The organism is Sphingobium sp. SJ10-10, from assembly GCF_036038995.2.
GTDB lineage: Bacteria > Pseudomonadota > Alphaproteobacteria > Sphingomonadales > Sphingomonadaceae > Sphingobium.
The window spans coordinates 872,628-895,719 of the sequence record NZ_CP158132.1 but is presented as its reverse complement, the minus strand read 5'-3'; the positions used below and the strand labels follow the sequence as shown (position 1 = coordinate 895,719).

Sequence of the window (23,092 nt, the reverse complement as noted above, 5' to 3'; positions counted from 1 at the left end):
GAAGGGTAAATCCGCTTGCTCTGTCGCGTTGGGGGACGCATGGATGGGGGCAGATCGATCAGATGGACGTAAAAACCGCATGAAATGGCCCAATTTCCGCTGGCCCAATCTCCAATGGCTGGCGCCCGCCATGATGTTGCTTGGCGGATGCGCGCTGGAGCGGCCCGCTTCCGCTCGCGATACGGCGGCGCGCTCGACCTATGTGACGCCCGCGCTGTGGACGGTGAAGGATGCCGACACCACCATCTATCTGTTCGGCACCGTGCATGTGATGAAGCCGGGGGTCGACTGGTATAAGGGCGGGGTCAAATCGGCCTTCGAGCAGTCGGACGAGCTGGTTCTGGAAATCGTCGAGCCGGAAGATTCCAATGCCTTGGCGTCGACCATGGCGGGGGCGGCTCTGGCGCGGGACGGGGTGAAGCTGTCGGACCGGCTGGGTGCGGAAGAGCGAGGCAAATATCTGACGGCGATGACCGCCAATGGCCTGCCCTGGCAGGCTTTCGAGATGTTCAATCCCTGGATGGCGGGCATGGCGCTGTCGGTGCAGCCGCTGGAGAAGCTGGGGTATAAATCCGATCTTGGCGCAGAGAAGGTGCTGACTGCGGCGGCCAGGGCTTCGGGCAAGAAGGTCGACGCGCTGGAGACGGTCGAGCAACAGCTCGGCTATTTTGCGGGGCTGCCGATGGAGCAGCAGGTGAAGTTCCTGACCGCGACCGTCGAGGGTTTGCCCGAAATGGACAAGGAATTCGCCAGCCTGGTCGCGCATTGGCAGGGCGGCGAGCCGGAGAAGCTGGCCGTCGAAATGAACGAATCGCTGGAGGCGACGCCGGAACTGGCGAAAGTGCTGCTGATCCAACGCAACGCCAATTGGGCGAAGTGGATCAAGCAGCGGCTCGACCGGCCGGGTACGGTGTTCATTGCCGTGGGCGCCGGGCATCTGGCGGGCAAGGGCAGCGTGCAGGATCAGTTGAAGGCGCTGGGCGTCTCTTCGGAGCGGGTGAAGCAGTAAAATGGTGCGCTTGTGGGCGCGTTGGCTGACCCTGGGGCTTGGACTGGCGGCCTTATTTCTGATTGCGGCTTGCGGGGATGAGCCCCCTGCCCCGCCTCCGGGCGGCGGGCCTGCGCTCTGGCGGGTCGAGGGCAAGGGCGTGGATGGCTGGCTGTTCGGCACCATTCATGTGCTGCCCGACCATGTGAAATGGCAGACGGCGCCGATCAGGGACGCAATGGCGCGCGCCGATCGGCTGGTGCTGGAATCGGCTGAAATCCAGGATCAGGCGCGGACGTTGGCGCAGTTCGAGAAAATGGGGCGCAGTCGGGGGCTTCCGCCGCTGGAGGTGCGGGTGCCGGGCGAAGACAAGGCAGCGCTGGAGGAAATCGCCAGCGATGGCGGCACCTCCACACGGGCGCTCTCCAACTATGAGAGCTGGGCGGCGGCGATGTTGCTCTCCGCAGCGGCGCAGCAGGCGCTGCATGTCAGCCAGGATAATGGCGTGGAACCGGCTCTGATCGCGGCGTTCAAGGATGCCGGCAAGCCGATCGGCGGGCTGGAGACGGTGAAACGGCAATTCCGGGCCTTCGACACGCTTCCGGAAACCGCGCAGCAGCGGTTGTTGATCGATACCGTGCATGAGGCGAAGGATATGCGGACGCTTTACGACCGCATCCTCAAGGCCTGGATCAAGGGGGATATGGCCACGCTCGCACGGGAAGATCAGATCGGTCAGGAGCCCGATCCGGTGGTCGAGCAGGCGGTTCTGATCAACCGCAATCGTGACTGGGTGAAGGCGGTGGAGGCGCTCAAGGGGCGCCCCTTCATCGCCGTGGGCGCAGGGCATCTAACCGGCAGGGGCAATCTGGTCGAACTGCTGCAAGCCGAAGGGTATAAGGTGACGCGGGCGCAATAGAGCGCCCCTTGCTTTCCCGCGCTTTTCTGTTATTGGGCGCCGGTCCCGACATGGTCATCCCTGGAGGCGTGGCGGGCGCTTACATCAATTTGCTTTTGGAGACACGCAATGAGCGAGCAGCTTACGCTGTCGGCAGAGGCACGCGATCGGGCAGGCAAGGGAGCCTCCCGCGCTCTCCGCCGTGAGGGCCGCGTACCCGCCGTCATCTATGGTAACAATGAAGAACCCCAGTCGATCCACGTCGAGGAAAAGCTCCTCAACAAGCTGCTCGGCACCGGCCACTTCTTCAATTCGGTCGTCTTCGTCGAAGTCGGCGGCAAGAAGGTTCGCACCCTGCCCAAGGATGTGGCTTTCCACCCCGTGAGCGACCGTCCGCTGCACGCCGATTTCCTGCGCGTTTCGGAACATGCCACCGTCCACGTCAACGTGCCGGTGCGCTTCGAGAATGAAGACGCCTCGCCCGGCATCAAGAAGGGCGGCGTTCTGAACATCGTCGCGCATGAGGTCGAGCTGATCGTCGACGCCGCCGAGATCCCCGACGATGTCGTCGTCGACCTGGCCGGCCTGGACGTGGGCGAAACGATCCACATCAGCGCCGTCAAGCTGCCCAAGGGCGCCAAGGCCGCCCATGACGAAAGCGACTTCACCGTCGCGACCATCGTTGCTCCCTCGGCTCTGAAGAGCGCCGAAGGCGACAACGAAACCCCGGCCGAAGGCGAATAAGCCTTTTGCCCTCAGCCCCGCAGGGCTGGAAATTTCGATCCCGCTCGCCTACCCGGCGGGCGGGATTTTTCTTTGGAGTGGACAAGCGATGCAGATCTGGGTGGGCCTGGGCAATCCCGGAACCCAATATGCGATGAACCGGCATAATGTCGGCTTCATGGCTGTCGACGTCATCGCGGACATGCATCGCTTTTCGCCGCCGAAGAAGCAGTTCCAGGGATGGGTGCAGGAAGGCCGGATCGGGCCGGAAAAAATCATCCTGCTGAAACCCGCGACCTTCATGAACGAAAGCGGACGCTCGGTGGGCGAAGCTATGCGCTTCTACAAGCTGGCGCCGGAGGACGTGACCGCCTTCCATGACGAACTCGACCTTGCGCCGATGAAGGTGAAGGTAAAGCGCGGTGGCGGCAATGCCGGGCATAATGGCCTGCGTTCGACCGATGCGCATATCGGGGCGGAGTTTCGCCGGGTGCGGATCGGCATCGGCCATCCGGGGCATAAGGACCGGGTGCATGGCTATGTGCTGGGAAATTATCACAAGAGCGAGACGGACGCGCTGGCCGACATGCTGGGCGCGATCAGCGCGGAGGCCGAATGGTTGGCAAAAGGCGATGATGCCCGGTTCATGAATGAGGTGGCGCTGCGGCTGGCGGACTGATGCGCGCCCGTCCGCCCTGCGCTCACGGCGAGCCGCAGGCGGTGGATTGCGGTTTGTCGCATGTCCGGGCCATAGAGGAAATCTGACTTCTTTCTTTCCCAAGGGGATATGGGTGATACAGACCGTCGCGACGAAGCCTTTTGACGACCAGAAGCCCGGTACATCCGGCCTGCGCAAGAAGGTCCGCATTTTCCAGCAGCCCCATTATGCGGAAAATTTCGTCCAGTCGGTGTTCGACAGTCTGGAGGGCTATGAAGGCCAGACTTTGGTGGTGGGCGGCGATGGGCGCTATCTGAACCGAGAGGTCATCCAGATCGTACTGAAAATAGCGGCGGCCAATGGTTTTGGCCGGGTGCTAGTGGGTCAGGGCGGCATATTGTCCACGCCGGCGGCTTCGCATCTGATCCGGTCTTCCGGAGCCTTTGGTGGACTGGTGCTGTCGGCCAGCCATAATCCGGGCGGGCCGGATGAGGATTTCGGGATCAAGTACAACGTCTCCAATGGCGGCCCCGCGCCTGAGAAGGTGACGGACGCCATATATGCGCGGACGCTGGCGATCGACAGCTATCGCATCCTTGAGGCAGGCGATGTCGATATCGATACGCTTGGCGCCAGCCGGTTGGGCGATATGACCGTAGAGGTGGTCGATCCGGTGGCGGGCTATGCCGGGTTGATGGAGAGTCTGTTCGACTTTGCCGCCATCAGGGCGATGATCGCGGAAGGCTTCACCCTTTCCTTCGACAGCATGAGCGCGGTCACCGGGCCTTATGCGGTCGAAATTTTCGAGAAACGGCTGGGCGCGCCTGCGGGAACCGTGCGGAACGCCACACCCCTGCCCGATTTCGGTCATCATCATCCCGATCCCAATCTGGTCCACGCCAAGGCGTTGTACGACCGGATGATGGCGGCCCACGCGCCGGATTTCGGGGCGGCTTCGGATGGCGATGGCGACCGGAACCTGATCATCGGGCGGCACTGCTATGTGACGCCTTCGGATTCGCTGGCCGTATTGGCGGCCAATGCGCATCTGGCGCCCGGCTATTCGGGCGGCCTCAAGGGCATTGCCCGGTCGATGCCGACCAGCGGCGCGGCGGATCGGGTGGCGGAGAAGCTGGGCATTCCGCTCTATGAGACGCCGACGGGCTGGAAATTTTTCGGCAATCTGCTGGATGCCGGGATGGCGACCATCTGCGGCGAGGAAAGCGCGGGCACCGGGTCCGATCATGTGCGCGAGAAGGACGGCATCTGGGCGGTGCTGCTGTGGCTCAATATCCTTGCCGTCCGGCGGCAGAGCGCGGCGCAGATCATGACGGAACATTGGGCGACCTATGGCCGCAATTATTATGCGCGGCATGATTATGAGGGCGTTGCCAAGGACAAGGCCGATGCGCTGATGGCGGCGCTTCGCGGGAAGCTGGAGGCATTGCCGGGGACGGCGAACAGTGGCGGCACGGTGAAGAGCGCCGACGATTTTGCCTACACCGATCCGACCGACCAGTCCGTCAGCCACAACCAGGGCGTGCGCGTGCTGTTCGAGGATGGATCGCGGGTGGTGTTCCGGCTTTCCGGCACAGGTACGGAAGGCGCGACTTTGCGTGTCTATATAGAGCGCTATGTCGGGGCGGATGGCGATCTGGCGCTGGAAACCGGCGAAGCGCTGGCGCCGCTGGTCAAGGCGGCGCAGGAAGTCGCGGATATTTCGGGCTTCACCGGGATGGATCGGCCGAGCGTCATTACCTGATCCCGCTCGTCAATGCTTGGCTTTCGGGAATATCACTCTCGTCATCAGGCACTCTGAACTGGCCAAACACCGGCGAAAGCGCTATCGGCGCGGCCAATCATTTTGACGTGAAGGCAGTTCCATGGGTTTTCGTTGCGGTATCGTCGGGCTTCCCAATGTGGGCAAGTCCACCCTGTTCAATGCGCTGACCGAGACGCAGGCGGCGCAGGCGGCGAACTATCCCTTCTGCACCATAGAACCCAATGTCGGGCAGGTCGCCGTGCCGGACGAACGGCTTCAGACCATCGCCAAGATCGGCGGATCGGCCAAGATCATCGAGACGCAGTTGGCCTTCGTGGACATTGCAGGGCTGGTGCGCGGCGCGTCTAAGGGCGAAGGGCTGGGCAACCAGTTCCTGGCGAACATTCGCGAGGTGGACGCGATCGTCCATGTGCTGCGATGCTTCGAGGATGACGACATCACCCATGTCGAGGGCAAGGTCGATCCCATTGCCGACGCAGAGACGGTCGAGACCGAACTGATGCTCGCGGACCTTGAGTCCCTGGAAAAGCGCGTGCCGAACTTCGCCAAGAAGGCGGCGCAGGGCGACAAGGAGGCGAAGGCCGCGGCTTCCGTGCTGAGCAAGGCGCTGGACCTGCTGCGCGACGGCAAGCCTGCGCGGCTGACCCAGCCGGGCGACGATGAGGAAGAGCGCATCTTCCGTCAGGCGCAGCTCTTGACCGCTAAGCCGGTCCTCTATGTCTGCAATGTCGAGGAGGACAGCGCGGCGCAGGGCAATGCCCATTCGGCGCGCGTGTTCGAGAAGGCGGCAGCCGAGGGCGCCAAGGCGGTGATCGTGTCGGCGGCCATCGAGGCAGAGCTGATCACCATGCCGGTCGAGGAGCGCGCGGAATATCTGGAGGCGCTGGGGCTGGAGGAAGCGGGTCTGGCTCGCATCATCCGGGCGGGGTACGAGTTGCTGGGCCTCATCACCTTCTTCACCGTCGGACCGAAGGAAGCCCGCGCCTGGACCGTCTTCAAGGGGTCGAAAGCGCCTCAAGCGGCGGGCGCGATCCATACCGATTTCGAGAAGGGCTTCATCCGCGCCGAAACCATGGCCTATGCCGACTATGTCCAGTTCAACGGCGAGACCGGGGCCAAGGAAGCGGGCAAGTGGCGTTCCGAAGGCAAGGAATATGTGACGCAGGACGGCGATATCATGCTGTTCCGCTTCAACGTCTGATCCAGCCATGCTGCGGCCGGGACAGATGCCCGCCCGGCGCAAGGCGGCCTTTCCACCCAGTGTCGACGAAAGGACGCGGTTGCTGATCCTCGGCAGCCTGCCCGGCGACGCGTCGATCAAGCAGGGCGAATATTATGCGCATCGCGGCAACGCCTTCTGGTCGCTGATGGGCGATGTGCTGGGAGAGGATCTGCGCGGCCTGCCCTATGCCATGCGGTTGAAGCGGCTGAAGGCGCGGCGCGTCGGATTGTGGGACGTGATCGAGAGCGCGGATCGGGAAGGCAGTCTGGACAGCGCGATCCGGGGGGCGGAGTTGCGCGATCTGTCCGCTTTCGTGGACCGGCTTCCGGCGTTGGAGGCGGTGGCCTTCAACGGCAAGACAGCGGCGCTGCATGGGCGGCAGCAGATCGGGGAACGGCCGGGGCTGGCATTGATCGACCTGCCCTCCTCCTCCGGCGCCTTCGCCAGCATGACGCGGGAGGCCAAGCGCGGAGCCTGGATGGCTATCGCGCCTTTTAGCGGGGACGCGTAGGGCCAATCGACATTCAGCCCTGACGGCCTGCAAATGGCGCTTTTCCGTGCTTCCGGTGCTCACGTACTTTTAGTACGCTGCGTTGAAGCGAGGCACGTGACTCGCTTCAAGGGTCACGAAAAACCACCATTTTCGGCACGTCATCATCTGAATGTCGATTGGCCCTAGAGTATCCGTGATGGTCAAGCGAGTGATTTGCGCCAGATGCGATCTGCCTTGAGCAGGGCATTTGCGGTGACGATGAGCTTTCTCATGACGGCAGTGATGGCGAGTTTTGGTGGTTTTCCGCCGGCGATGAGTTGTCGATATTTTGCCTTGAGATCGGGGTTGAAGCGGGCAGCGACGAGGGCAGGCATATAGAGGGCTTTGCGGACGTTTGCGCGGCCGCCTCGAATGAAGCTCTTGCCTTTCCACTGGCCGGACTGTCTGGCGACAGGAGCGAGACCGGCGAGTGATGCGGCCTGTTTGTTATCAAGGCTGCCGAGTTCGGGCATGATGGCGATGAGTTGATTGGCGGTCAGCGTTCCGAGGCCATCGATGCTGGTGAGGATGTTATGGCGGCGGACCAGAGCCGGATCAGCAGCGATGATCTGGGCGATTTCAGCATCGAGTGCTTCGATATGGCGTGCGATCTGGTCGAGGCGCTGCCTGCACTGGCGCTTCAGGAAAGGAATGGTGAGTTTCTGATCTCGGTTCTTGAGTGCAGTACGATCCCGAACCAGTCCGTCGCGGGCATTGATGAGTTCGGCCAGCAGCACCTGATTTGCACATGGCGCTGGCCTGATGGGAGGTTGCACGGTGGCTGCCATGCGGGCCAGCAGGGCGGCATCGATGCGGTCGGTCTTGGCGAGGGTGCCGGTGGCCTGAGCAAAGCGTCTGGCTCGTTCGGGATTGAGCCTGACGCAGGGCATGTGAGCGAGCGCCTGTTCTATTGCACGATGGTAAGTTCCCGTTGCTTCATAGGCGATTTGCGCGACTGTCCATTGTTCGAGCCATGCGATCAGCGCCTTGTGGCCCTTGGTGGTATTGGGGAACTGCCGGGCAGCTGAGGCAGGGTGGGCATGGCAATCGAGTGTTGCTTTGGAGATGTCGATGCCAAGGGTTTGTGGTAGATCATTGCTCATCTTTTCCGTGTCCCATGCTTGTCATCCGGGCCACAAAGCCCCGGTATCCGTTCGGGCCTGAAGGAAAAGAAAGGGGCGATCCAACTCTAACCCGGTCCCTGATCGACCGGCATCGATGCGCGATCCGTCCCCTTCCACCCGTTCCGGGGTGGCCACCCCGGAACGGGCATCTCATCCTGACCCAAACGGACAACAATGTCATAAGACAAGCATCGTCACTTTACCGTCACAGTCCGGCTGTTAAGGCATGCATCATGCTTTTCCGCCGCTCAACCCTTGCCTGTCTTTTCATGCTCGCCGCGCTCAGCGATTGCGCGCCGGTCGAGCAGCGGCCGGTTTCCACCCTCGCGCCCGTCGAGCAGCGTCAGCCCGTCACAATCCTCGTGTCGATCGACGGCTTTCGGCCGGACTATCTGAAGCGAGGCGTGACGCCGCATCTCTCCGCTCTGGCGGCGGACGGGGTCGAGGCGCCGATGCGGCCATCCTTCCCGACCAAGACCTTTCCCAATCACTGGGCGATCGTGACCGGCGACCAGCCCGACCGCAGCGGCATCGTCGCCAACAGGATGGAGGATGCGGCGCGGCCAGGCGACACATTCACCATGGCGAGCGACGATCCCTTCTGGTGGAATGAGGCAGAGCCGATCTGGGTAACGGCGGAAAAGGCAGGGGTACGGACCGCGACTCTGTTCTGGCCCGGCTCCAACGTCGCCTGGGGGGCGACAAAGGCACCGTCCTGGCCCTACAAGCTGAGCGGCGGCACCCGGCCGAGCGACTGGGCGCAGTTCAATCAGGAGATTTCCGGCGTGCAGCGGGTGAACGGCGTGCTGGACCTGCTGCGCCGGCCCGCCGATATCCGGCCTCGCTTTCTAACGCTCTATTTCGATGCCGTCGACACGGCGGGGCATACATATGGGCCCGATGCGGCGGATACGAACCGGGCCGTGCAGGAGGTCGACGGACAGATCGGCATGCTCACCGACGGTTTGAAGGCGCTGGGGCAACCGGCCAATCTCATCATCCTGTCCGACCATGGCATGGCGCTGAAATCCAGCGAACGGGTGGTAGCGATGGAAAAGGTTGCCAACCCGTCCGATTATCGCATCTTCGAGAGCGGCCCTTATGCCAGCCTGGCGGCGCAGCCGGGGCATGAGGCGGCGCTGGAGGCCGCCATCCTCAAGCCGCAGCCGCATATGCAATGCTGGCGCAAAAACGATATTCCCGTCCGTTTTCATTATGGATCGCACCGGCGCATACCGCCCTATTTCTGCCTTGCCGAGACCGGCTGGGTGATCCAGCCGACCGCCCCCGCAAAATCTTTCGTCGGGGGCGATCATGGCTGGGATGACCGGGCGCCGGAAATGCAGGCGCTGTTCATCGCCCATGGCCCCGGCTTTGACAGCCATTTCCGACCCCCAGCAGGCTTCGCCAATGTCGATGTCTATCCTTTGCTGGTCCGTCTGCTGGGAATTCGGCCCCTGCCGGGCGACGGCGATCCGGCGGTTCTAGAGGGGCTGGTTAAGCATTGACGTTTTCGTTAACGTAAACTACTTCTTCACCCGTTGCAGAAGGAAACGGGTATGAGCGAGATCGTCTATTTCGAAGATGTGGCGGTGGGTGACAGGAGCGAGTTCGGCCCGATCACCATCAGCCGGGAGGAGATCATCGCCTTTGCCCAGCAGTTCGATCCGCAGCCCTTTCACCTTTCCGACGACGGAGCAGCCGAGACCCATTTCGGCAGTCTGGCGTCCAGCGGATGGCATACCACCGCGCTATCGATGAAGATGATAGTCGCGGAATGGCAGCGCAATCCGGGCGTTCAATCGGCGAGCCTGGGCGCGCTGGGCGTGGACGAATTGCGCTGGCTGCGACCTGTTCGACCGGGCGACACGCTCCGCGGAGTTTCGGAGGTGATAGAGGTCAGGGCTTCGCGCAGCCGGCCGGAAATGGGAAGCGTCAAGACCCACGTCACCTTGTTCAACCAGCGCGACGAGCCGGTGCTGTCGATGAAGCCCATCGCCATGTTCCGGACCCGACCGGCCTGATTCAACGCGGCTGTGGCTGGTTAGCGCGGGCGTCGGCGGCCATGATGCGGATCGACGGCTTGGGTGCGCCGGTAATCTGGATGGTGTGAAGGCCCGGCGGCAGGTCGAACCACACGATCTTGCGAATGCCGGAGCAGGCCGGACCATGGTCATGAGCGGTGGAGGTCAGTGCGGTCGTGCCGGTGGCGACATCCACCCAGGCGCCTTCGGACAGGGCTATGCCGATGCGCGCCGCATCCTTGACCGCCAAGGTGAAGAGGCCGGCATAGCTTTTGGGGATGACCTTACCAGGCCGAACGACGAACTGGACCTGCGCGCCGGGGCGGAGCATTGCCGTGACCGGCTTGCCAAGGATAAGGCGCGGCGCGGTGGAGCCTGTTGCGCCGGCGGTGGCTTTGCCGCTTTGGGTCCAGCTTGTCCAGGGTTCGGCCAGGGATGGCGGGCTGGCACAGGGATCAGGCGCGGCTTGCACGCTAAACGGGGTGAGGGCCAGGAGGAAGGCAAGCCGCTTCATTCGTAGATCCTTTCTGCTGGTCCCATATCGCGCATTTCCGCTCTGCGCTTCCGTTGGATTGGGGCGGTTACTTCCGCCCGAACAGCTTCTCGATATCGCCATGCCCCAGCTTCACCCAGGTTGGACGACCATGATTGCACTGGCCGCTGCGAGGCGTGATCTCCATTTCGCGGAGCAGCGCGTTCATTTCCGCAACGCTCAAGGTCCGGCCTGCACGCACCGAGCCGTGGCAGGCCATGGTGGCGGCGACCAGATCGAGACGCTCCTTCAGGGACAGCGCACTGTCATAGGCGGCAAGGTCGTCGGCCAGGTCGGATACCAATCCCTGCACATCGCCCTGCCCCAACATCGCGGGGGTTGCGCGCACCAGCATGGCGGCGGGACCGAAGCGTTCCAGTTCGAGCCCGAAATCCTTGAGTTCCGCGATCCGCGCCTCCAGCCGATCGCAGGCGGGTTCATCCAGTTCAACCACTTCGGGGAGGAGGAGCGCCTGCGCGGCAACACCCTGCCCTTCCATGGCGCGGCGCATACGTTCCAGCGTCAGGCGCTCATGGGCGGCGTGCTGATCGACGATGACGAGGCCATCCTCGGCTTCGGCCACGATATAGGTGCGGGCGACCTGACCGCGGGCAACGCCCAGCGGGAAACTGCTTCCTTCCGGTGCGGGCGCGGCGGCGGGTTCGGCGCGGGCTTGCGGCGGGGGCGTGAGGAAGCTGGGACGGCGTTCGGCCACGGCATAGCTGGGGATCGGCGCACCAGCGGCTTCGAAGATCGGCATGGCGCCGATCGGCGTGGGCGAGACGGGTTCGGGTTTCCATGCGGAGAGCCCGGCGGGATCGGCATGCTGGACAGCGCGGAAACCTTCGGCATCAAGGGCGCGGCGCAGGCCGGAGACGATCATGCCCCGGATCAGCGCAGGGTCGCGGAAGCGGACCTCGGTCTTGGCGGGATGAACGTTGACGTCGACCTCCAAGGGCGGGACGTCGAGGAAAAGGGCGACGACCGGGTGCCGATCCCTCGCCAGCATGTCGGCATAGGCGCCGCGCACCGCGCCGACGAGCAGCCGGTCGCGTACCGGACGACCATTCACGAACAGGAACTGATGGTCGCCCACGCCCCGATTATAGGTCGGGAGCGAGGCTACGCCGGAAAGGCGCACCCCTTCCCGCTCCAGCGCGACGATCACATGATTGTCCGCCAGCGCGCGGTCGGTGAGTGCGGCCACGCGGTCTTCGCGCGCCTCGTCGGCCTGTACGCCCAGCACGCGGCGGCCATCATGCTCCATGCTGAAGGCGATGGCGGGGTGCGCCATGGCAAGGCGGCGAATGACGTCGAGGCAAGCGGCATATTCCGCCTTGGCCGAGCGCAGGAATTTGCGGCGGGCGGGGACGCGAGCGAAGAGCTGCTCGACAGTGACCCGCGTGCCCGGCGGCAGGGCGGCGGGACCCTCGCTCACCACCACGCCATTGTCGACGGTGCGATTCCAGCCGTCCCGCCCCTGCGGCCGGCTGTCGATGGAGAGCCGCGCCACGCTGGCGATGGAGGGCAGCGCTTCACCCCGGAAACCCAGGGTGGCGACATTTTCGATCGCGTCATCGGGCAATTTGGAGGTTGCGTGGCGTTCCAGCGCCAGCGCGATCTCTCCTGAATCCATGCCGCAACCGTCGTCGCTCACCTCGATCCGGTCGAGACCGCCATTGGAAATGCGGATGGCGATCCGGCGCGATCCGGCATCCACTGCATTTTCAACGATTTCCTTGAGCGCGCTGGCGGGTCTTTCGACCACTTCGCCCGCGGCGATGCGATTGACCAGATGTTCGGGCAGACGGCGTATTGACATTGATTAGTGACTAGCCCAAGCGAGCGCTTTCCGCGAGACACAAGCCTCAAGAAAATTTGGTTACCCAGGGGGCGGGTGGAACGTGGGGCGAACTTTCCGACTGTCCCGGTTCGCTTCGCCGGGGCGGCGGGCTGAACAGGAACAGGCATGTCGATCTTCTCGCGTCTCTTCAAACTCTCTTCCCAGGACATGGCCATCGACCTCGGCACGGCGAACACCGTGGTCTATGTGCGCGGGCGCGGTATCGTGCTCAACGAACCGTCGGTGGTGGCGGTCGAAACTCTGAACGGCGTGAAGCGGGTGAAAGCGGTCGGTGACGACGCCAAGCTGATGATGGGCAAGACCCCCGATTCGATCGAGGCGATCCGGCCGCTGCGAGACGGCGTGATCGCGGACATCGACGTGGCCGAGCAGATGATCAAGCATTTCATCACCAAGGTGCATGGCGGCAAGTCACGGCCTTGGCGCTTCCCGGAAATCGTGATCTGCGTGCCGTCGGGCTCGACCAGCGTCGAGCGCCGCGCGATTCGCGATGCGGCGAGCAATGCCGGCGCATCCCAGGTTTTCCTGATCGAGGAACCCATGGCCGCCGCGATCGGCGCCGACATGCCCGTGACCGAACCGATCGGCTCCATGGTGGTCGATATCGGCGGCGGCACGACCGAAGTCGCGGTGCTGTCGCTGCGGGGTCTGGCCTACACCACCTCCGTTCGCGTGGGCGGCGACAAGATGGACGAGGCGATCGTGTCCTTCGTGCGCCGTCACCACAATCTGCTCATCGGTGAAGCGACCGCCGAACGGATCAAGAAGCAGTTCGGCGTGGCCCAGCCGCCCGAGGACGGCGTGGGCGAGACGATCCACATCAAGGGCCGCGATCTGGTGAACGGCGTGCCCAAGGAAATCTCGATCAATCAGGGCCAGATCGCGGATGCGCTGGCCGAGCCGATCAGCACCATCGTCGAGGGCGTCCGTATCGCGCTGGAAAACACCGCGCCGGAGCTGGCGGCGGACATCGTCGATCAGGGCATCGTGCTGACCGGCGGCGGCGCGCTGCTCAAGGGGCTGGACGACGAGCTGCGCGACGAGACCGGCCTGCCCGTCACCATCGCTGAAGATCCGTTGACCTGCGTCGCGATCGGCACGGGCCGCGCAATGGAAGATCCGATCTTCCGGGGCGTTCTCCAGACCGCTTAAGGGGAAAGCATGGCGCGGCCACCCAGCCGACGCCCCGGGCACAACCGGAAGGCGCAATATAGCCTCTTCGCCAGCTATGTCGTGGCGATGACCGGCGCCGCCGTCGGCCTGCTTCTGGTGGTTGTCGCCGTTTTCGATCCGACCGGCTTCGCCGCGATCCGCATCGCGACGGCGGAAGTGACGCGTCCGGCGTCCGTGACCTTGAAGAATATGGTGAGCGGGGTCGCCTCGATCGATGAAGTGCTGGCCAGCTATTGGCACGCGGGGTCGCAGAATGTGGGCCTGCGGCGGCAGGTGGAGGCGGACCGCAACCGGATCATCGAGGCGCAGGCGGTCGCGCAGGAAAATCTGCGGCTCAAGAAACTGCTCAAGCTTGTCGAGGATGATGGCAGCGAATTGCTCACGGCGCGGTTGATCGCCTCCTCCTCCTCCAGCACGAGGCGGTTTGCGCGGCTCAATGCCGGGCGTTGGCAGGGGGTACGGCCGGGCATGCCTGTGCGCGCACCGGAGGGGTTGATCGGGCGCATCCACATCACCACGCCCAATACGGCGGAGGTGCTGCTGTTGACCGACACCAGCAATATCGTGCCGGTGCGCCGGGCCAACGACAGCGTGCCTGCCATTTCCACCGGGCTTGGCGATGGGACATTGGAAATCCGGGCGCTCGCGGCGGGGCGCAACCCCTTCAAGCCCGGCGACCTGCTGGTGACGTCTGGGATCGGCGGGGTCTATCAGCCCAATATTCCGGTGGCGGTGATCGTGCGGATCGAGGGCGAGATCGCCTATGGCGTGCCCCTTGCCAATCCGTCCAAGGTCGATGCCGTGGTGGTCGAGCGCTCCTTCGAGGAAACGGTGACGCGGACCGACGTCAATGCATCGGCCACGCCGTTCGAGCCGGAAGCGGCGGAAAATGCGGCCGTCGGTACGCCACCGCCATGATCGACCCGCATCTGCAGCATGTGCCCCGCCTGGGCCGCCACCCTTCGCGCTTTCGGCTGGCGGGAACGCCGGTCATCACGGTGATGCTGGGATCGCTGGTGACGGCCCTGCCGGTCATCGCGCAATCGCCGGTCATGCCGCCTTTCGGCCTGTTGCTGCTGCTGTCCTGGCGGCTGCTGCGTCCAGACTTGTGGCGAACCTGGATCGGCGTGCCGCTCGGCCTGTTCGATGACATTGCCAGCGGCCAGCCGATCGGGTCGGCCATGTGCCTGTGGACCATCACCCTGATCGGCATCGATGCGGTCGAGCATCGTATGGTTTGGCGAAGCTATCGGCAGGACTGGTTAATCGCGTCCATGGCGATTATCTTCTGCATCGCCGGCGGCGTTTTCTTCGCGCGGATCACCGGCGGAGGAAGTATCAAGCTGTTGCTGGTTGCGCCGCAAATGCTTTGGACGGTCCTGCTCTTTCCCTTCGTCGTCCGGCAATGCGCCCGGATCGATAGCTGGCGCGTGATGGCATGAAGCTGCCCCTGCTCAAGAAGAAAACCGTTACCGAAGCCTCCCTGTCCTTCACCTTCACGCGCCGCGCGATGGTCGTGGGTGGATTGCAGGGGGCGGTCGGGGCGTTGCTGGTCGGGCGGATGGGCTGGATCAGCGTCGCGGAGAACGAGAAATATAATCTGCTGTCGGAGAGCAATCGCGTCAATCTGACGCTGATTCCGCCGCGACGGGGATGGATCATCGACCGCAACGGGCGGCCGCTGGCGAACAACCGGACGGACTTTCGCGTCGACCTGATCCCGGAGCGGGTGACGGATGCGGAGAACACGATCCGCAGCCTGGCCCATCTGCTGGCGCTGAGCGATGACGAGGTCGACCGGATCAGGGAAGAGCTGGACAAGTCGGCCGGCTTCCGGCCGGTGCAGGTGGCGGAAAAGCTGACCTATGATCAATATGCGGCGGTCAGCGTGCGGCTGCCCGACCTGCCGGGGGTCGCGCCCAACCAGGGCTTTTCGCGCAACTATCCCGGCGGGGCCACGGTTGGCCATCTGCTGGGCTATGTCGGCGCAGCGTCGGCCAAGGATTATGAGGAGCGCAAGGATCCGCTGCTGATCACGCCGGGCTTCAAGGTCGGCAAGGATGGGTTGGAGCGGTCGTTCGACAGGGAACTGACCGGCAAGCCGGGCGCGAAGCGGGTGGAGGTGACCGCTCGGGGCAAGATCGTGCGGGAACTCACCACCCGGCCCGACACGCCCGGCAATCCGATCAAGCTCACCATCGATGCGGGCTTGCAGGAATATGCCGGACGACGGCTGGCGACGCAGAGCGGATCGGTGGTGGTGATCGACTGCCATAATGGCGATGTGCTGGCCATGGCGTCGATGCCCAGCTTCGATCCCAACAGCTTTTCCGACGGCATCAGCCATCTGGAATGGGACATGCTGTCGAAGGACGACCATGTGCCCTTGCGCAACAAGACTCTGCAGGGGCTCTATCCGCCGGGATCGACGGTGAAGCCGATGGTGGCGCTGGCGTTGCTGGAGGCGGGGATTTCGCCCATGGATACCGTGAATTGCCCCGGCGCGATCCGGGTCGGCAACACGCTGTTCCACTGTCACAAGAAACGCGGCCATGGCTCGCTCAACATGCGGGGCGCGATCGCGCAGAGCTGCGACATCTATTTCTACACGATGGCGCAGCGGATCGGCATGGACCGGATCGCCAGCATGGCCCGGCGCGTGGGCATGGGACAAAAATTCGCCCTGCCCTTCCCCAGCCAAAGCTTCGGCACGGTGCCGGACCCGGCGTGGAAGCTGAAGAAATATAATCAGAAATGGCAGGTCTACGACACGGTCAACGCGACCATCGGTCAGGGCTATATGCTGATCAACCCGTTGCAGATGGCCGTGATGGCGTCGCGGCTGGCGACGGGCAGGCAATTGATGCCGAACTTCATCTTCGGCGCTCAGCGACCCTCTCCGGCGCCTGTGGGCGTGAATGAGGAGCATCTGCTGACCATCCGCGACGCGATGAGCGCGGTGGTGAACGGCGGCGGCACCGGCGGCGCGGCGCGCATTCCCCTGCCCGGCGTGATGATGGCGGGGAAGACCGGAACGGCGCAGGTCCGCCGCATCACCATGGCCGAACGCGGCGGCGGCGTGCGCAGCAACGCCTCCCTGCCCTTCAAGCTGCGCGACCATGCACTGTTCCAGGGCTTCGCGCCGTTCGACAATCCGCGCTATGCCATCGCCTGCATCATTGAGCATGGCGGCCATACCAACCGCATCGAAGACGCGCCGATGATTGCGGCGGACACCATGACCTACCTGTTCGATCAGGCGAAGGCGATGGAGAAGCTGGAGACGATCGAAAAGGATTGGGGCGGCCCTCCCGCCGAGCGGATGGCACGGCAGATGGCCGCCTACAGGCTGGCGAAAGCCATTGAGAAGGGCGAGGCACCACCTCCGGAGGCGGCCAATGCTGCCAACGGTGCCGAAGGCAGCAATGCCTCGACCGCCGCGCCACAGCTCCCGCCCCCGACGCCAGCGCCAACCGCTCCGGCCGATGCCGACGATGCGCCCCCTCCGGCGGACACAGCGCGATGAGCATCGTTCCAGAGCCCCTGACCGAATTTCCCTGGCGCGTGCTGGGCATATTGCTCGCCATTGCGGGGTTCGGGACGCTGGTTCTGTACAGCGCCGCCGGGGGCAGCATCACGCCCTGGGCGATCAATCAGGGCGTGCGCTTCGTCGTCTTTGCCGGCATGGCGCTGGTGCTGAGCCGCATTCCGCTGCGGACATTCGCCCGCTTCGCTTTCCCCGCCTATGGCCTCGTGCTGGCCGCCCTGTTTTTGGTCGAACTGATCGGCGGGGTCGCCGGGGGCAGCCAACGATGGATCAACCTCGGCTTCATGCAGTTGCAGCCTTCCGAATTCATGAAGCCGATCATCGTGCTTGCGGTCGCGCGTTTCTATGCTTTGCTGCCAGTGGGGGAAATAAGGCGCTGGAATGCCATCTGGCCGGCACTGGTGTTGATCGGCGTGCCCTTCATGCTGGTGCTGGTGCAGCCCGACCTTGGCACCGCGACGATGATCGCGGCGGGCGGGGTGACGGTGATGTTCCTCGCGGGATTGCCGCTGCGGCTGTTCGTCGGATCGGGACTGACCTTCGCCGCCATCGTCCCCATCGCCTTCAGCTTCCTGCACGATTATCAGAAGAACCGTGTCCTGATCTTCATGGACCCGGAGAGCGACCCGCTGGGCGCGGGCTATCATATCAGCCAGTCGAAGATCGCGATCGGATCAGGCGGCATATTCGGCAAGGGGTTCCTGCAGGGCACGCAGAGCCATCTCGACTATCTGCCCGAGGGGCATACCGATTTCGTCTTCGCCACCATGGCGGAGGAATGGGGGCTGATGGGCGGCGTGCTGCTGATCGGCGCCTTCATGCTGCTGTTCCGCTGGGGGATCGGCGTGTCGATGCGCGCGCAGGACAAATATGCGCGGCTGGTGGCGGCGGGGCTGACCACGACGATCTTCTTCTATGTCGCGATCAATCTGATGATGGTCATGGGCCTGGCGCCGGTGGTGGGCATCCCCCTGCCCTTCATGTCCTATGGCGGATCGTCGATGCTGACGGTCATGCTGTGCGTCGGCATCGTCATGGCCATCGAGCGGTCGGGACGGCGGCGCAGCCGGCCGGGAAGCTGGGGTTGAAATCGGGAGCGGAACGCCCCTGTTTGCAAAAATTTGCCGCGCTGGGCGATTTCCTGTTTGCAAAGTCCGATGCGACTGCTAACAGCCCGCCCACGCCAAGGCGACGGCCCATCCGGGACTAGCCGAAAGCAGGTGTGGACGCATAGCTCAGTTGGTAGAGCAGCTGACTCTTAATCAGCGGGTCCTAGGTTCGAGCCCTAGTGCGTCCACCAAATTCCTGCGGATCAAGGCGCAAGCCGAAACCGGCGTGGACGCATAGCTCAGTTGGTAGAGCAGCTGACTCTTAATCAGCGGGTCCTAGGTTCGAGCCCTAGTGCGTCCACCAAAAAAAGTGCGTGCACCAGATCCTGCCGCATATTTGTTTCTCCATAGCCAGCACTCAGCTCCTTTGATAGGCGCTCCTCTTAACCCAGGCCTCTGATCAGACCGGCAAGGCGGTGGTGAACTTCGTCATGGACAGGGCGAAGTGGGAGGCCGCGCCCGCGACTGAGGGATGGCCCAGCAGGGTCATCATCAGGAAACGGTTATAGTCAGCGACATCCGCAACGACCACGCGCAGCAGATAGTCCCATTCTCCGGACATGGAGAAGCATTCGACGATTTCCGGGCGGCCGTCGACAAATTGCTCGAAGGCGCGGCGCGCTTCCTGCGCGTGACTGCGCATGCGGATGTTGCAAAGGACGTTGACGCCGCGCCCGACCTTCTCCGGATCGACCAGCCGAACCGTACCGGCGAGGATACCCGCAGCCTCCAGCGCCTTGATCCGGCGCCAGCAGGAGGCGCTGGACGCCCCCACCCGCTCGGCCAGATCGGCATGGCTGAGCGTCGCATCTTCCTGCAGGGCCGCGATGATCTTCCGGTCGATGGCGTCTATCTGGCGATCCTGTTTCATGATCGGCAGGATAGCCATGGCGCGTATTTCATCCAAGCGCCGATTGGAATGATCCGCCGCGGATGCTTTTACCCTGACAGCGGTCCCCAAATCGCTTTCCTTTTCGGCCAGTAGGGCTATTCTGTCGGCAGGTCGCATCAGGTGACTGGGGCTGCGTAAAATGATCGACCTTTCTCCTCAGCCCCAAGACAAGAGCAGCGGCACGAAGGCGGCCCCCGCCGTACCTCAGCATGATCCGGTGCTTCGCGAAAATGGAGATGGCAAAGGCGCGCGGCAGTGGTGGCAATTTTCGCATGAGGGAGCGGAGGCTGCGATCCAGCGGCTATCGCGTTGGGCCGGACCGATCGCTCTGCTCCTGGCGCTCTGTTTGCTGGGCTGGTGGATAATCCGCTGATCCTGCTCGTGATTCGGGTTTGAGGGGGTCTGCCAGGCGCCCAACCCATCGATGAGGGGCAAACACTTAATTCAGGTCGTCGCAAATCTGGGGCAGAGCGTCTTTCAGAACAAACGGATCATCGGAAAAGCGGGTCCACGCATCCCGCCCCCGATTGTCAGCCCCTCCCATTTATGTCCTGCTGCTGCGCAACATAAATCAAAATGCTGCGGATGTCTGATGGTTAACACACTGCCGCGCGGCGGTGCCCAGCTTGACGTCAAGACATAAAAAGGGTTGCAGATGTCGAAAATTGATCTGGCGATCAAAGGTGTTCCCAGTCGCCAGCCCGCTACAGCCGCCGGTCAACGGAATGCGCGGCTTTGGTTGTGCGTGTTGCTGCTGGTCGCTGATATGGCCGCGCTCGCGACGGGCTTTGCCTTCGGGCTGCGCGCTGCCGGCTTACCATGGCTGTCGGACGGGCAATGGCCGCCGCTGGCGGGCGGCATGATCGTCTATGCCGTCCTGGCTTTCCATAATCAGGCCTATAATCCCCATTGCCTGACGCGCATGACGCAGTCCTGCCGCAGCGCGACCATGGCCTTCGCAGGAACATTGCTGATCTTCCTGTTCGTCCTGTTCTCCCTGAAGGCGACCGGGCAATTGTCGCGCCTGGGCATTTCGGCCGGAATCTTGTGCAGCGGGACTTTGCTCGTTCTGCAACGATTGATGATCGTGCACACGGTTCGCCGGAACTTTGCCGATGGACTGTTCGCGCAGTTGCTGATCATCGATGACGGCGTCATTCCCGACGATGTCAGCGGCATGGTGATCGTGGATGCGGGTGCGATCGGGCTGCGGGCCGATCTGGACGATCCCTATATGCTGCATCGGCTGGGGACGCTGCTGCGCGATTATGATCGCGCCGTGATCTCCTGCCCCGCCGAGCGCAAGGCCGACTGGGCGCAGATGCTCAAGGGCGGCAACATATTGGGCGAGATCATCGTGCCGGAACTGGACCCGATGGCGCCGCTCGCCGTGCAGGCCTATCGCGGGACGCCGACTTTGGTGGTGTCGCGCGGGCCGCTGAACCTCGCCAACCGGGCGAAGAAGCGGTTGCTCGACATCGCGTTGACGGTGCCGGTGCTGATCGCGCTCGCCCCGCTGATGGCGGTCATAGCGATCCTCATCAAGCTGGATTCGCCGGGGCCAGTCTTCTTCCGGCAGGAGCGGATCGGGCGCGGCAACATGCTGTTCCATATCCTGAAATTCCGCAGCATGAAGGTGGAGCAATGCGACGCCGCTGGCGCCACTTCGACGCAGCGGGACGACAATCGGATCACGCGGATCGGCGCCTTCATCCGCAAGACCAGCATCGATGAACTGCCGCAGCTCATCAATGTGCTGCTGGGCGAGATGAGCCTGGTGGGGCCGCGCCCCCATGCACTGGGGTCGACGGCGGAGGAACAGCTTTTCTGGCAGGTCGATCGGCAATATTGGCACCGCCATGCGCTGAAGCCGGGGATTACTGGCCTGGCGCAGATCCGTGGGTTCCGGGGCGCGACCGAAACGCGGCGCGACATATTGAACCGCGTCGAGGCGGATCTGGAATATCTGCACGGCTGGAGCCTGACGCGCGATATTGCGATCCTGTTCGGGACGCTCAACGTCCTGGTGCACAAGAACGCCTATTAGTGGCACTTCCCATCCTCCCTACATGGGGAGGATTTGATAGAAACGACTCGAAGAAGCGCCAAAGACGCAAAGAGCGCAAAAAGGTTCCGCAAGAAAAACGAAATTCACGACGAATTGTTGCCGCAAACGCCTTACCGCAAAATATCTTATCCCAGATTAATGATTCGGTGATCCCTGGCTGTCATATGCGACGAATTGATGTCGTCGCCCTTCCCTTCCCAACTATTTGTTAACCGCAAAATCGGATATGTCCGTCATCACCAATCGGGCGGCGGGAACAGCGACGTGGCGGAAGATTTTGCAGTGGCGGCAGTGGCACCTACGTTGATCGAAACGGCAGAGGTCCGTCGGGACATTCCGACGCATGTCGATGGCATCACTTTTGTCGATCGAGCCGAACAGGGCGTGCAGTTCGTCTCGCGCTGGGCGGGCATTCTTGCTTTCGTCGGAGCGGTGGCGGCGATCGTCTGGCTGGTCGTCTGAGCGGAATCGCTCAAGCCTCCAAGCTTTCTCCCAGATTAACAGCTTCAGGGTGCGGCGGGACGGTCCCGGCGCGCCCTCTTTTGCGATGACCTGAGCCGTTGTTTTGACACGATAAGCTGCTTTCCAGGCAGTGGCGTTACGGTGAAATCCCTATAGCATGACCGAATTGCTGCAATGCAATAAGGGTCGAAGATTGACAATATGCAATGAACCACATTTGCGGGGCAGGTTTTCTGCGCCCTGCAAAAACGAATTCCAATGGTCGCGCACCTTCATGGCCGCTGCGCTAAGTGGTGCGTCAATTGTTGCGGCCGTTCCTTCCGTTCTGCATGCGCAGAATGATGACGGAACGACTGTGCAGAAACGCGTCCAGAATCCGGAAGAGGAAAAGCGCCTCAAACAATATGGTCTTCATCTGACCGCCGGGCTCGACCTTCTCTATGATGACAATGTCTATCGCGTGGACGACCGGGTGGAAAATCCGACCGACGATCTGATCGTGACGCCTTCGGTGGAGGCCACTTTTGGCAGGCCGATCGGGCGGCACGACATATTACTGCGCGGCAAGATCGGTTACGACCGCTTCATTTCCGAGGGCCAGCGCAGCAAGTTGCGGCTGGATACGGAGGCGAAGGCGAATATCCGCTTCGGCGCCACCTGCCTGATCACGCCCCGGGCGGCCTATCGCCAGCAGCGGGCCGATTATGGCGACATCAACTCGGCCACGGAAAATCTCCAGAAATTTGCGACTATCGGCGCCGATTTCACCTGCGAGCGGCCGGGGCTGTTTCCGGTGGCGAGCTATGAACATGACACGACGCGCAACGCCGCTGCGTTCGACTATGCCGATCAGACCAGCGATACCTTCATGGGCGGCGTGGGCTATTCCATGCCCAGCCTCGGGACGCTGACCGCTTATTATGAGCGGGTGAACAGCAAGCGCGACACGCTGGGGATTGAGAACCGGATCAACAGCTATGGCGTCCGTTTCCAGCGCGCCGTAACGCCGATCACGCAGATCGACGCCGATCTGCGCTGGCTGGACGTGAACAGCGACAGCACGGCAGTGGGCGGCTATAATGGACTGGGCTGGAAGGTTAGCCTTTCCACCCAAGCCATTCCGCGCCTGAAACTGACCGCCACGACCGAGCGGGCGATCATCAACGACAGCCTGATCGCCAGCGGTTTCGCCATCGACACCAGCTATCGCATCCAAGGCGAATTCTCGATCTCCGAACTCACCTCAGCCGGGCTATATGCGGAGTGGGACCGGCGCAAATTCCGGCAGGATGCGGCGCTTCGTCCCTATTCGATCACGGCTGATCGCAATCGTCGCTTCGGCGCCATGTTGACGAGGAAACTTTCGGACCGCTTCGATCTTACGCTCGACGCCCAGCATTACGTCCGCAGAACGGACACCAGCGTATCCAATTATAGCGGTACGCAAGTGACGCTGGGCGCAGCTCTGCATTTTTAGATCCTCACCATATTGG

Annotated in this window: 22 protein-coding genes and 2 tRNA genes; 20 read left to right on the top strand and 4 right to left on the bottom strand. The window is 63.0% G+C overall.

What is annotated here, in order from left to right; genetic code table 11:
- The first annotated feature begins 79 nt into the window (after positions 1 to 79).
- The 7 genes from VVT58_RS04320 to VVT58_RS04290 all read left to right on the top strand — a co-directional run bounded on the left by VVT58_RS04320 (position 80) and on the right by VVT58_RS04290 (position 6,783).
- The gene (locus VVT58_RS04320; RefSeq protein WP_327754711.1) at positions 80 to 1,009 is read left to right on the top strand and encodes a TraB/GumN family protein; all 930 of its coding nucleotides are present in this window, start codon (positions 80 to 82) and stop codon (positions 1,007 to 1,009) included.
- Position 1,010: 1 nt separating this feature from the next.
- Entirely contained in the window at positions 1,011 to 1,907 is an 897-nt protein-coding gene (locus VVT58_RS04315; protein WP_327754709.1) for a TraB/GumN family protein, read from the top strand.
- A gap of 108 nt (positions 1,908 to 2,015) precedes the next feature.
- Positions 2,016 to 2,630: a 50S ribosomal protein L25/general stress protein Ctc gene (locus VVT58_RS04310; RefSeq protein WP_066557977.1), complete on the top strand. Its 615-nt coding sequence runs from the start codon at positions 2,016 to 2,018 to the stop codon at positions 2,628 to 2,630.
- 88 nt (positions 2,631 to 2,718) lie between these two features.
- On the top strand, positions 2,719 to 3,288 hold the full coding sequence (pth, locus tag VVT58_RS04305) for an aminoacyl-tRNA hydrolase (RefSeq protein WP_327754708.1): 570 nt from the start codon (positions 2,719 to 2,721) through the stop codon (positions 3,286 to 3,288).
- Positions 3,289 to 3,400: 112 nt separating this feature from the next.
- Positions 3,401 to 5,029, top strand: a complete 1,629-nt coding sequence (locus tag VVT58_RS04300; RefSeq protein WP_327754707.1) for an alpha-D-glucose phosphate-specific phosphoglucomutase — start codon at positions 3,401 to 3,403, stop codon at positions 5,027 to 5,029.
- A gap of 121 nt (positions 5,030 to 5,150) precedes the next feature.
- A complete protein-coding gene (ychF, locus tag VVT58_RS04295) occupies positions 5,151 to 6,251 on the top strand; it encodes a redox-regulated ATPase YchF (protein ID WP_087574800.1) in 1,101 nt (366 codons plus the stop codon).
- Positions 6,252 to 6,258: 7 nt separating this feature from the next.
- On the top strand, positions 6,259 to 6,783 hold the full coding sequence (locus VVT58_RS04290) for a DNA-deoxyinosine glycosylase (protein ID WP_327754706.1): 525 nt from the start codon (positions 6,259 to 6,261) through the stop codon (positions 6,781 to 6,783).
- A 182-nt stretch (positions 6,784 to 6,965) separates the two neighbouring features.
- Here the strand turns inward: VVT58_RS04290 and VVT58_RS04285 are convergent, their stop codons facing one another.
- Positions 6,966 to 7,907: an IS110 family transposase gene (locus VVT58_RS04285; protein WP_327754298.1), complete on the bottom strand. Its 942-nt coding sequence runs from the start codon at positions 7,905 to 7,907 to the stop codon at positions 6,966 to 6,968.
- A gap of 254 nt (positions 7,908 to 8,161) precedes the next feature.
- Between VVT58_RS04285 and VVT58_RS04280 the strand changes: the two genes are divergently transcribed.
- Positions 8,162 to 9,436, top strand: a complete 1,275-nt coding sequence (locus tag VVT58_RS04280; RefSeq protein WP_327754037.1) for an ectonucleotide pyrophosphatase/phosphodiesterase — start codon at positions 8,162 to 8,164, stop codon at positions 9,434 to 9,436.
- Positions 9,437 to 9,487: 51 nt separating this feature from the next.
- Positions 9,488 to 9,952 (top strand): MaoC family dehydratase, encoded by a 465-nt coding sequence (locus VVT58_RS04275; RefSeq protein ID WP_327754038.1) that lies wholly within the window; start codon positions 9,488 to 9,490, stop codon positions 9,950 to 9,952.
- A 1-nt stretch (position 9,953) separates the two neighbouring features.
- Here VVT58_RS04275 and VVT58_RS04270 read toward each other — a convergent pair whose 3' ends face one another.
- Positions 9,954 to 10,466: a hypothetical protein gene (locus tag VVT58_RS04270; RefSeq protein WP_327754039.1), complete on the bottom strand. Its 513-nt coding sequence runs from the start codon at positions 10,464 to 10,466 to the stop codon at positions 9,954 to 9,956.
- 67 nt (positions 10,467 to 10,533) lie between these two features.
- On the bottom strand, positions 10,534 to 12,306 hold the full coding sequence (gene mutL / locus VVT58_RS04265) for a DNA mismatch repair endonuclease MutL (RefSeq protein ID WP_327754040.1): 1,773 nt from the start codon (positions 12,304 to 12,306) through the stop codon (positions 10,534 to 10,536).
- Between the two features lie 147 nt (positions 12,307 to 12,453).
- Between mutL and VVT58_RS04260 the strand changes: the two genes are divergently transcribed.
- From VVT58_RS04260 to VVT58_RS04230, 7 genes are all read left to right on the top strand, one after another.
- Entirely contained in the window at positions 12,454 to 13,500 is a 1,047-nt protein-coding gene (locus VVT58_RS04260) for a rod shape-determining protein (RefSeq protein WP_007685698.1), read from the top strand.
- Positions 13,501 to 13,509: 9 nt separating this feature from the next.
- Positions 13,510 to 14,439, top strand: a complete 930-nt coding sequence (mreC, locus tag VVT58_RS04255; RefSeq protein WP_327754041.1) for a rod shape-determining protein MreC — start codon at positions 13,510 to 13,512, stop codon at positions 14,437 to 14,439.
- The gene (locus VVT58_RS04250) at positions 14,436 to 14,963 is read left to right on the top strand and encodes a rod shape-determining protein MreD (RefSeq protein WP_066557999.1); all 528 of its coding nucleotides are present in this window, start codon (positions 14,436 to 14,438) and stop codon (positions 14,961 to 14,963) included. Before mreC ends, VVT58_RS04250 begins: the two co-directional genes overlap by 4 nt.
- Positions 14,960 to 17,047, top strand: coding sequence for a penicillin-binding protein 2 (gene mrdA, locus VVT58_RS04245; protein ID WP_327754042.1), 2,088 nt, complete (start codon positions 14,960 to 14,962; stop codon positions 17,045 to 17,047). Before VVT58_RS04250 ends, mrdA begins: the two co-directional genes overlap by 4 nt.
- Positions 17,044 to 18,156 (top strand): rod shape-determining protein RodA, encoded by a 1,113-nt coding sequence (gene rodA / locus VVT58_RS04240; protein WP_327754043.1) that lies wholly within the window; start codon positions 17,044 to 17,046, stop codon positions 18,154 to 18,156. Before mrdA ends, rodA begins: the two co-directional genes overlap by 4 nt.
- 136 nt (positions 18,157 to 18,292) lie before the next feature.
- Positions 18,293 to 18,368, top strand: a tRNA-Lys gene (locus VVT58_RS04235).
- A gap of 37 nt (positions 18,369 to 18,405) precedes the next feature.
- Positions 18,406 to 18,481, top strand: a tRNA-Lys gene (locus VVT58_RS04230).
- Between the two features lie 96 nt (positions 18,482 to 18,577).
- On the opposite strand, the gene VVT58_RS04225 is transcribed toward VVT58_RS04230, so the two are convergent.
- The gene (locus VVT58_RS04225; protein ID WP_327754272.1) at positions 18,578 to 19,048 is read right to left on the bottom strand and encodes an Lrp/AsnC family transcriptional regulator; all 471 of its coding nucleotides are present in this window, start codon (positions 19,046 to 19,048) and stop codon (positions 18,578 to 18,580) included.
- 160 nt (positions 19,049 to 19,208) lie between these two features.
- Here VVT58_RS04225 and VVT58_RS04220 point away from each other — a divergent pair, with 160 nt between their 5' ends.
- The 4 genes from VVT58_RS04220 to VVT58_RS04205 all read left to right on the top strand — a co-directional run bounded on the left by VVT58_RS04220 (position 19,209) and on the right by VVT58_RS04205 (position 23,076).
- Positions 19,209 to 19,442 (top strand): hypothetical protein, encoded by a 234-nt coding sequence (locus VVT58_RS04220; RefSeq protein WP_066558005.1) that lies wholly within the window; start codon positions 19,209 to 19,211, stop codon positions 19,440 to 19,442.
- Between the two features lie 282 nt (positions 19,443 to 19,724).
- On the top strand, positions 19,725 to 21,116 hold the full coding sequence (locus VVT58_RS04215) for a sugar transferase (RefSeq protein ID WP_327754044.1): 1,392 nt from the start codon (positions 19,725 to 19,727) through the stop codon (positions 21,114 to 21,116).
- A gap of 285 nt (positions 21,117 to 21,401) precedes the next feature.
- A complete protein-coding gene (locus VVT58_RS04210; RefSeq protein ID WP_140404572.1) occupies positions 21,402 to 21,599 on the top strand; it encodes a hypothetical protein in 198 nt (65 codons plus the stop codon).
- 274 nt (positions 21,600 to 21,873) lie between these two features.
- Complete coding sequence (locus VVT58_RS04205; RefSeq protein ID WP_405053721.1) at positions 21,874 to 23,076, top strand: hypothetical protein; 1,203 nt, start codon at positions 21,874 to 21,876, stop codon at positions 23,074 to 23,076.
- Positions 23,077 to 23,092: the final 16 nt, after the last annotated feature.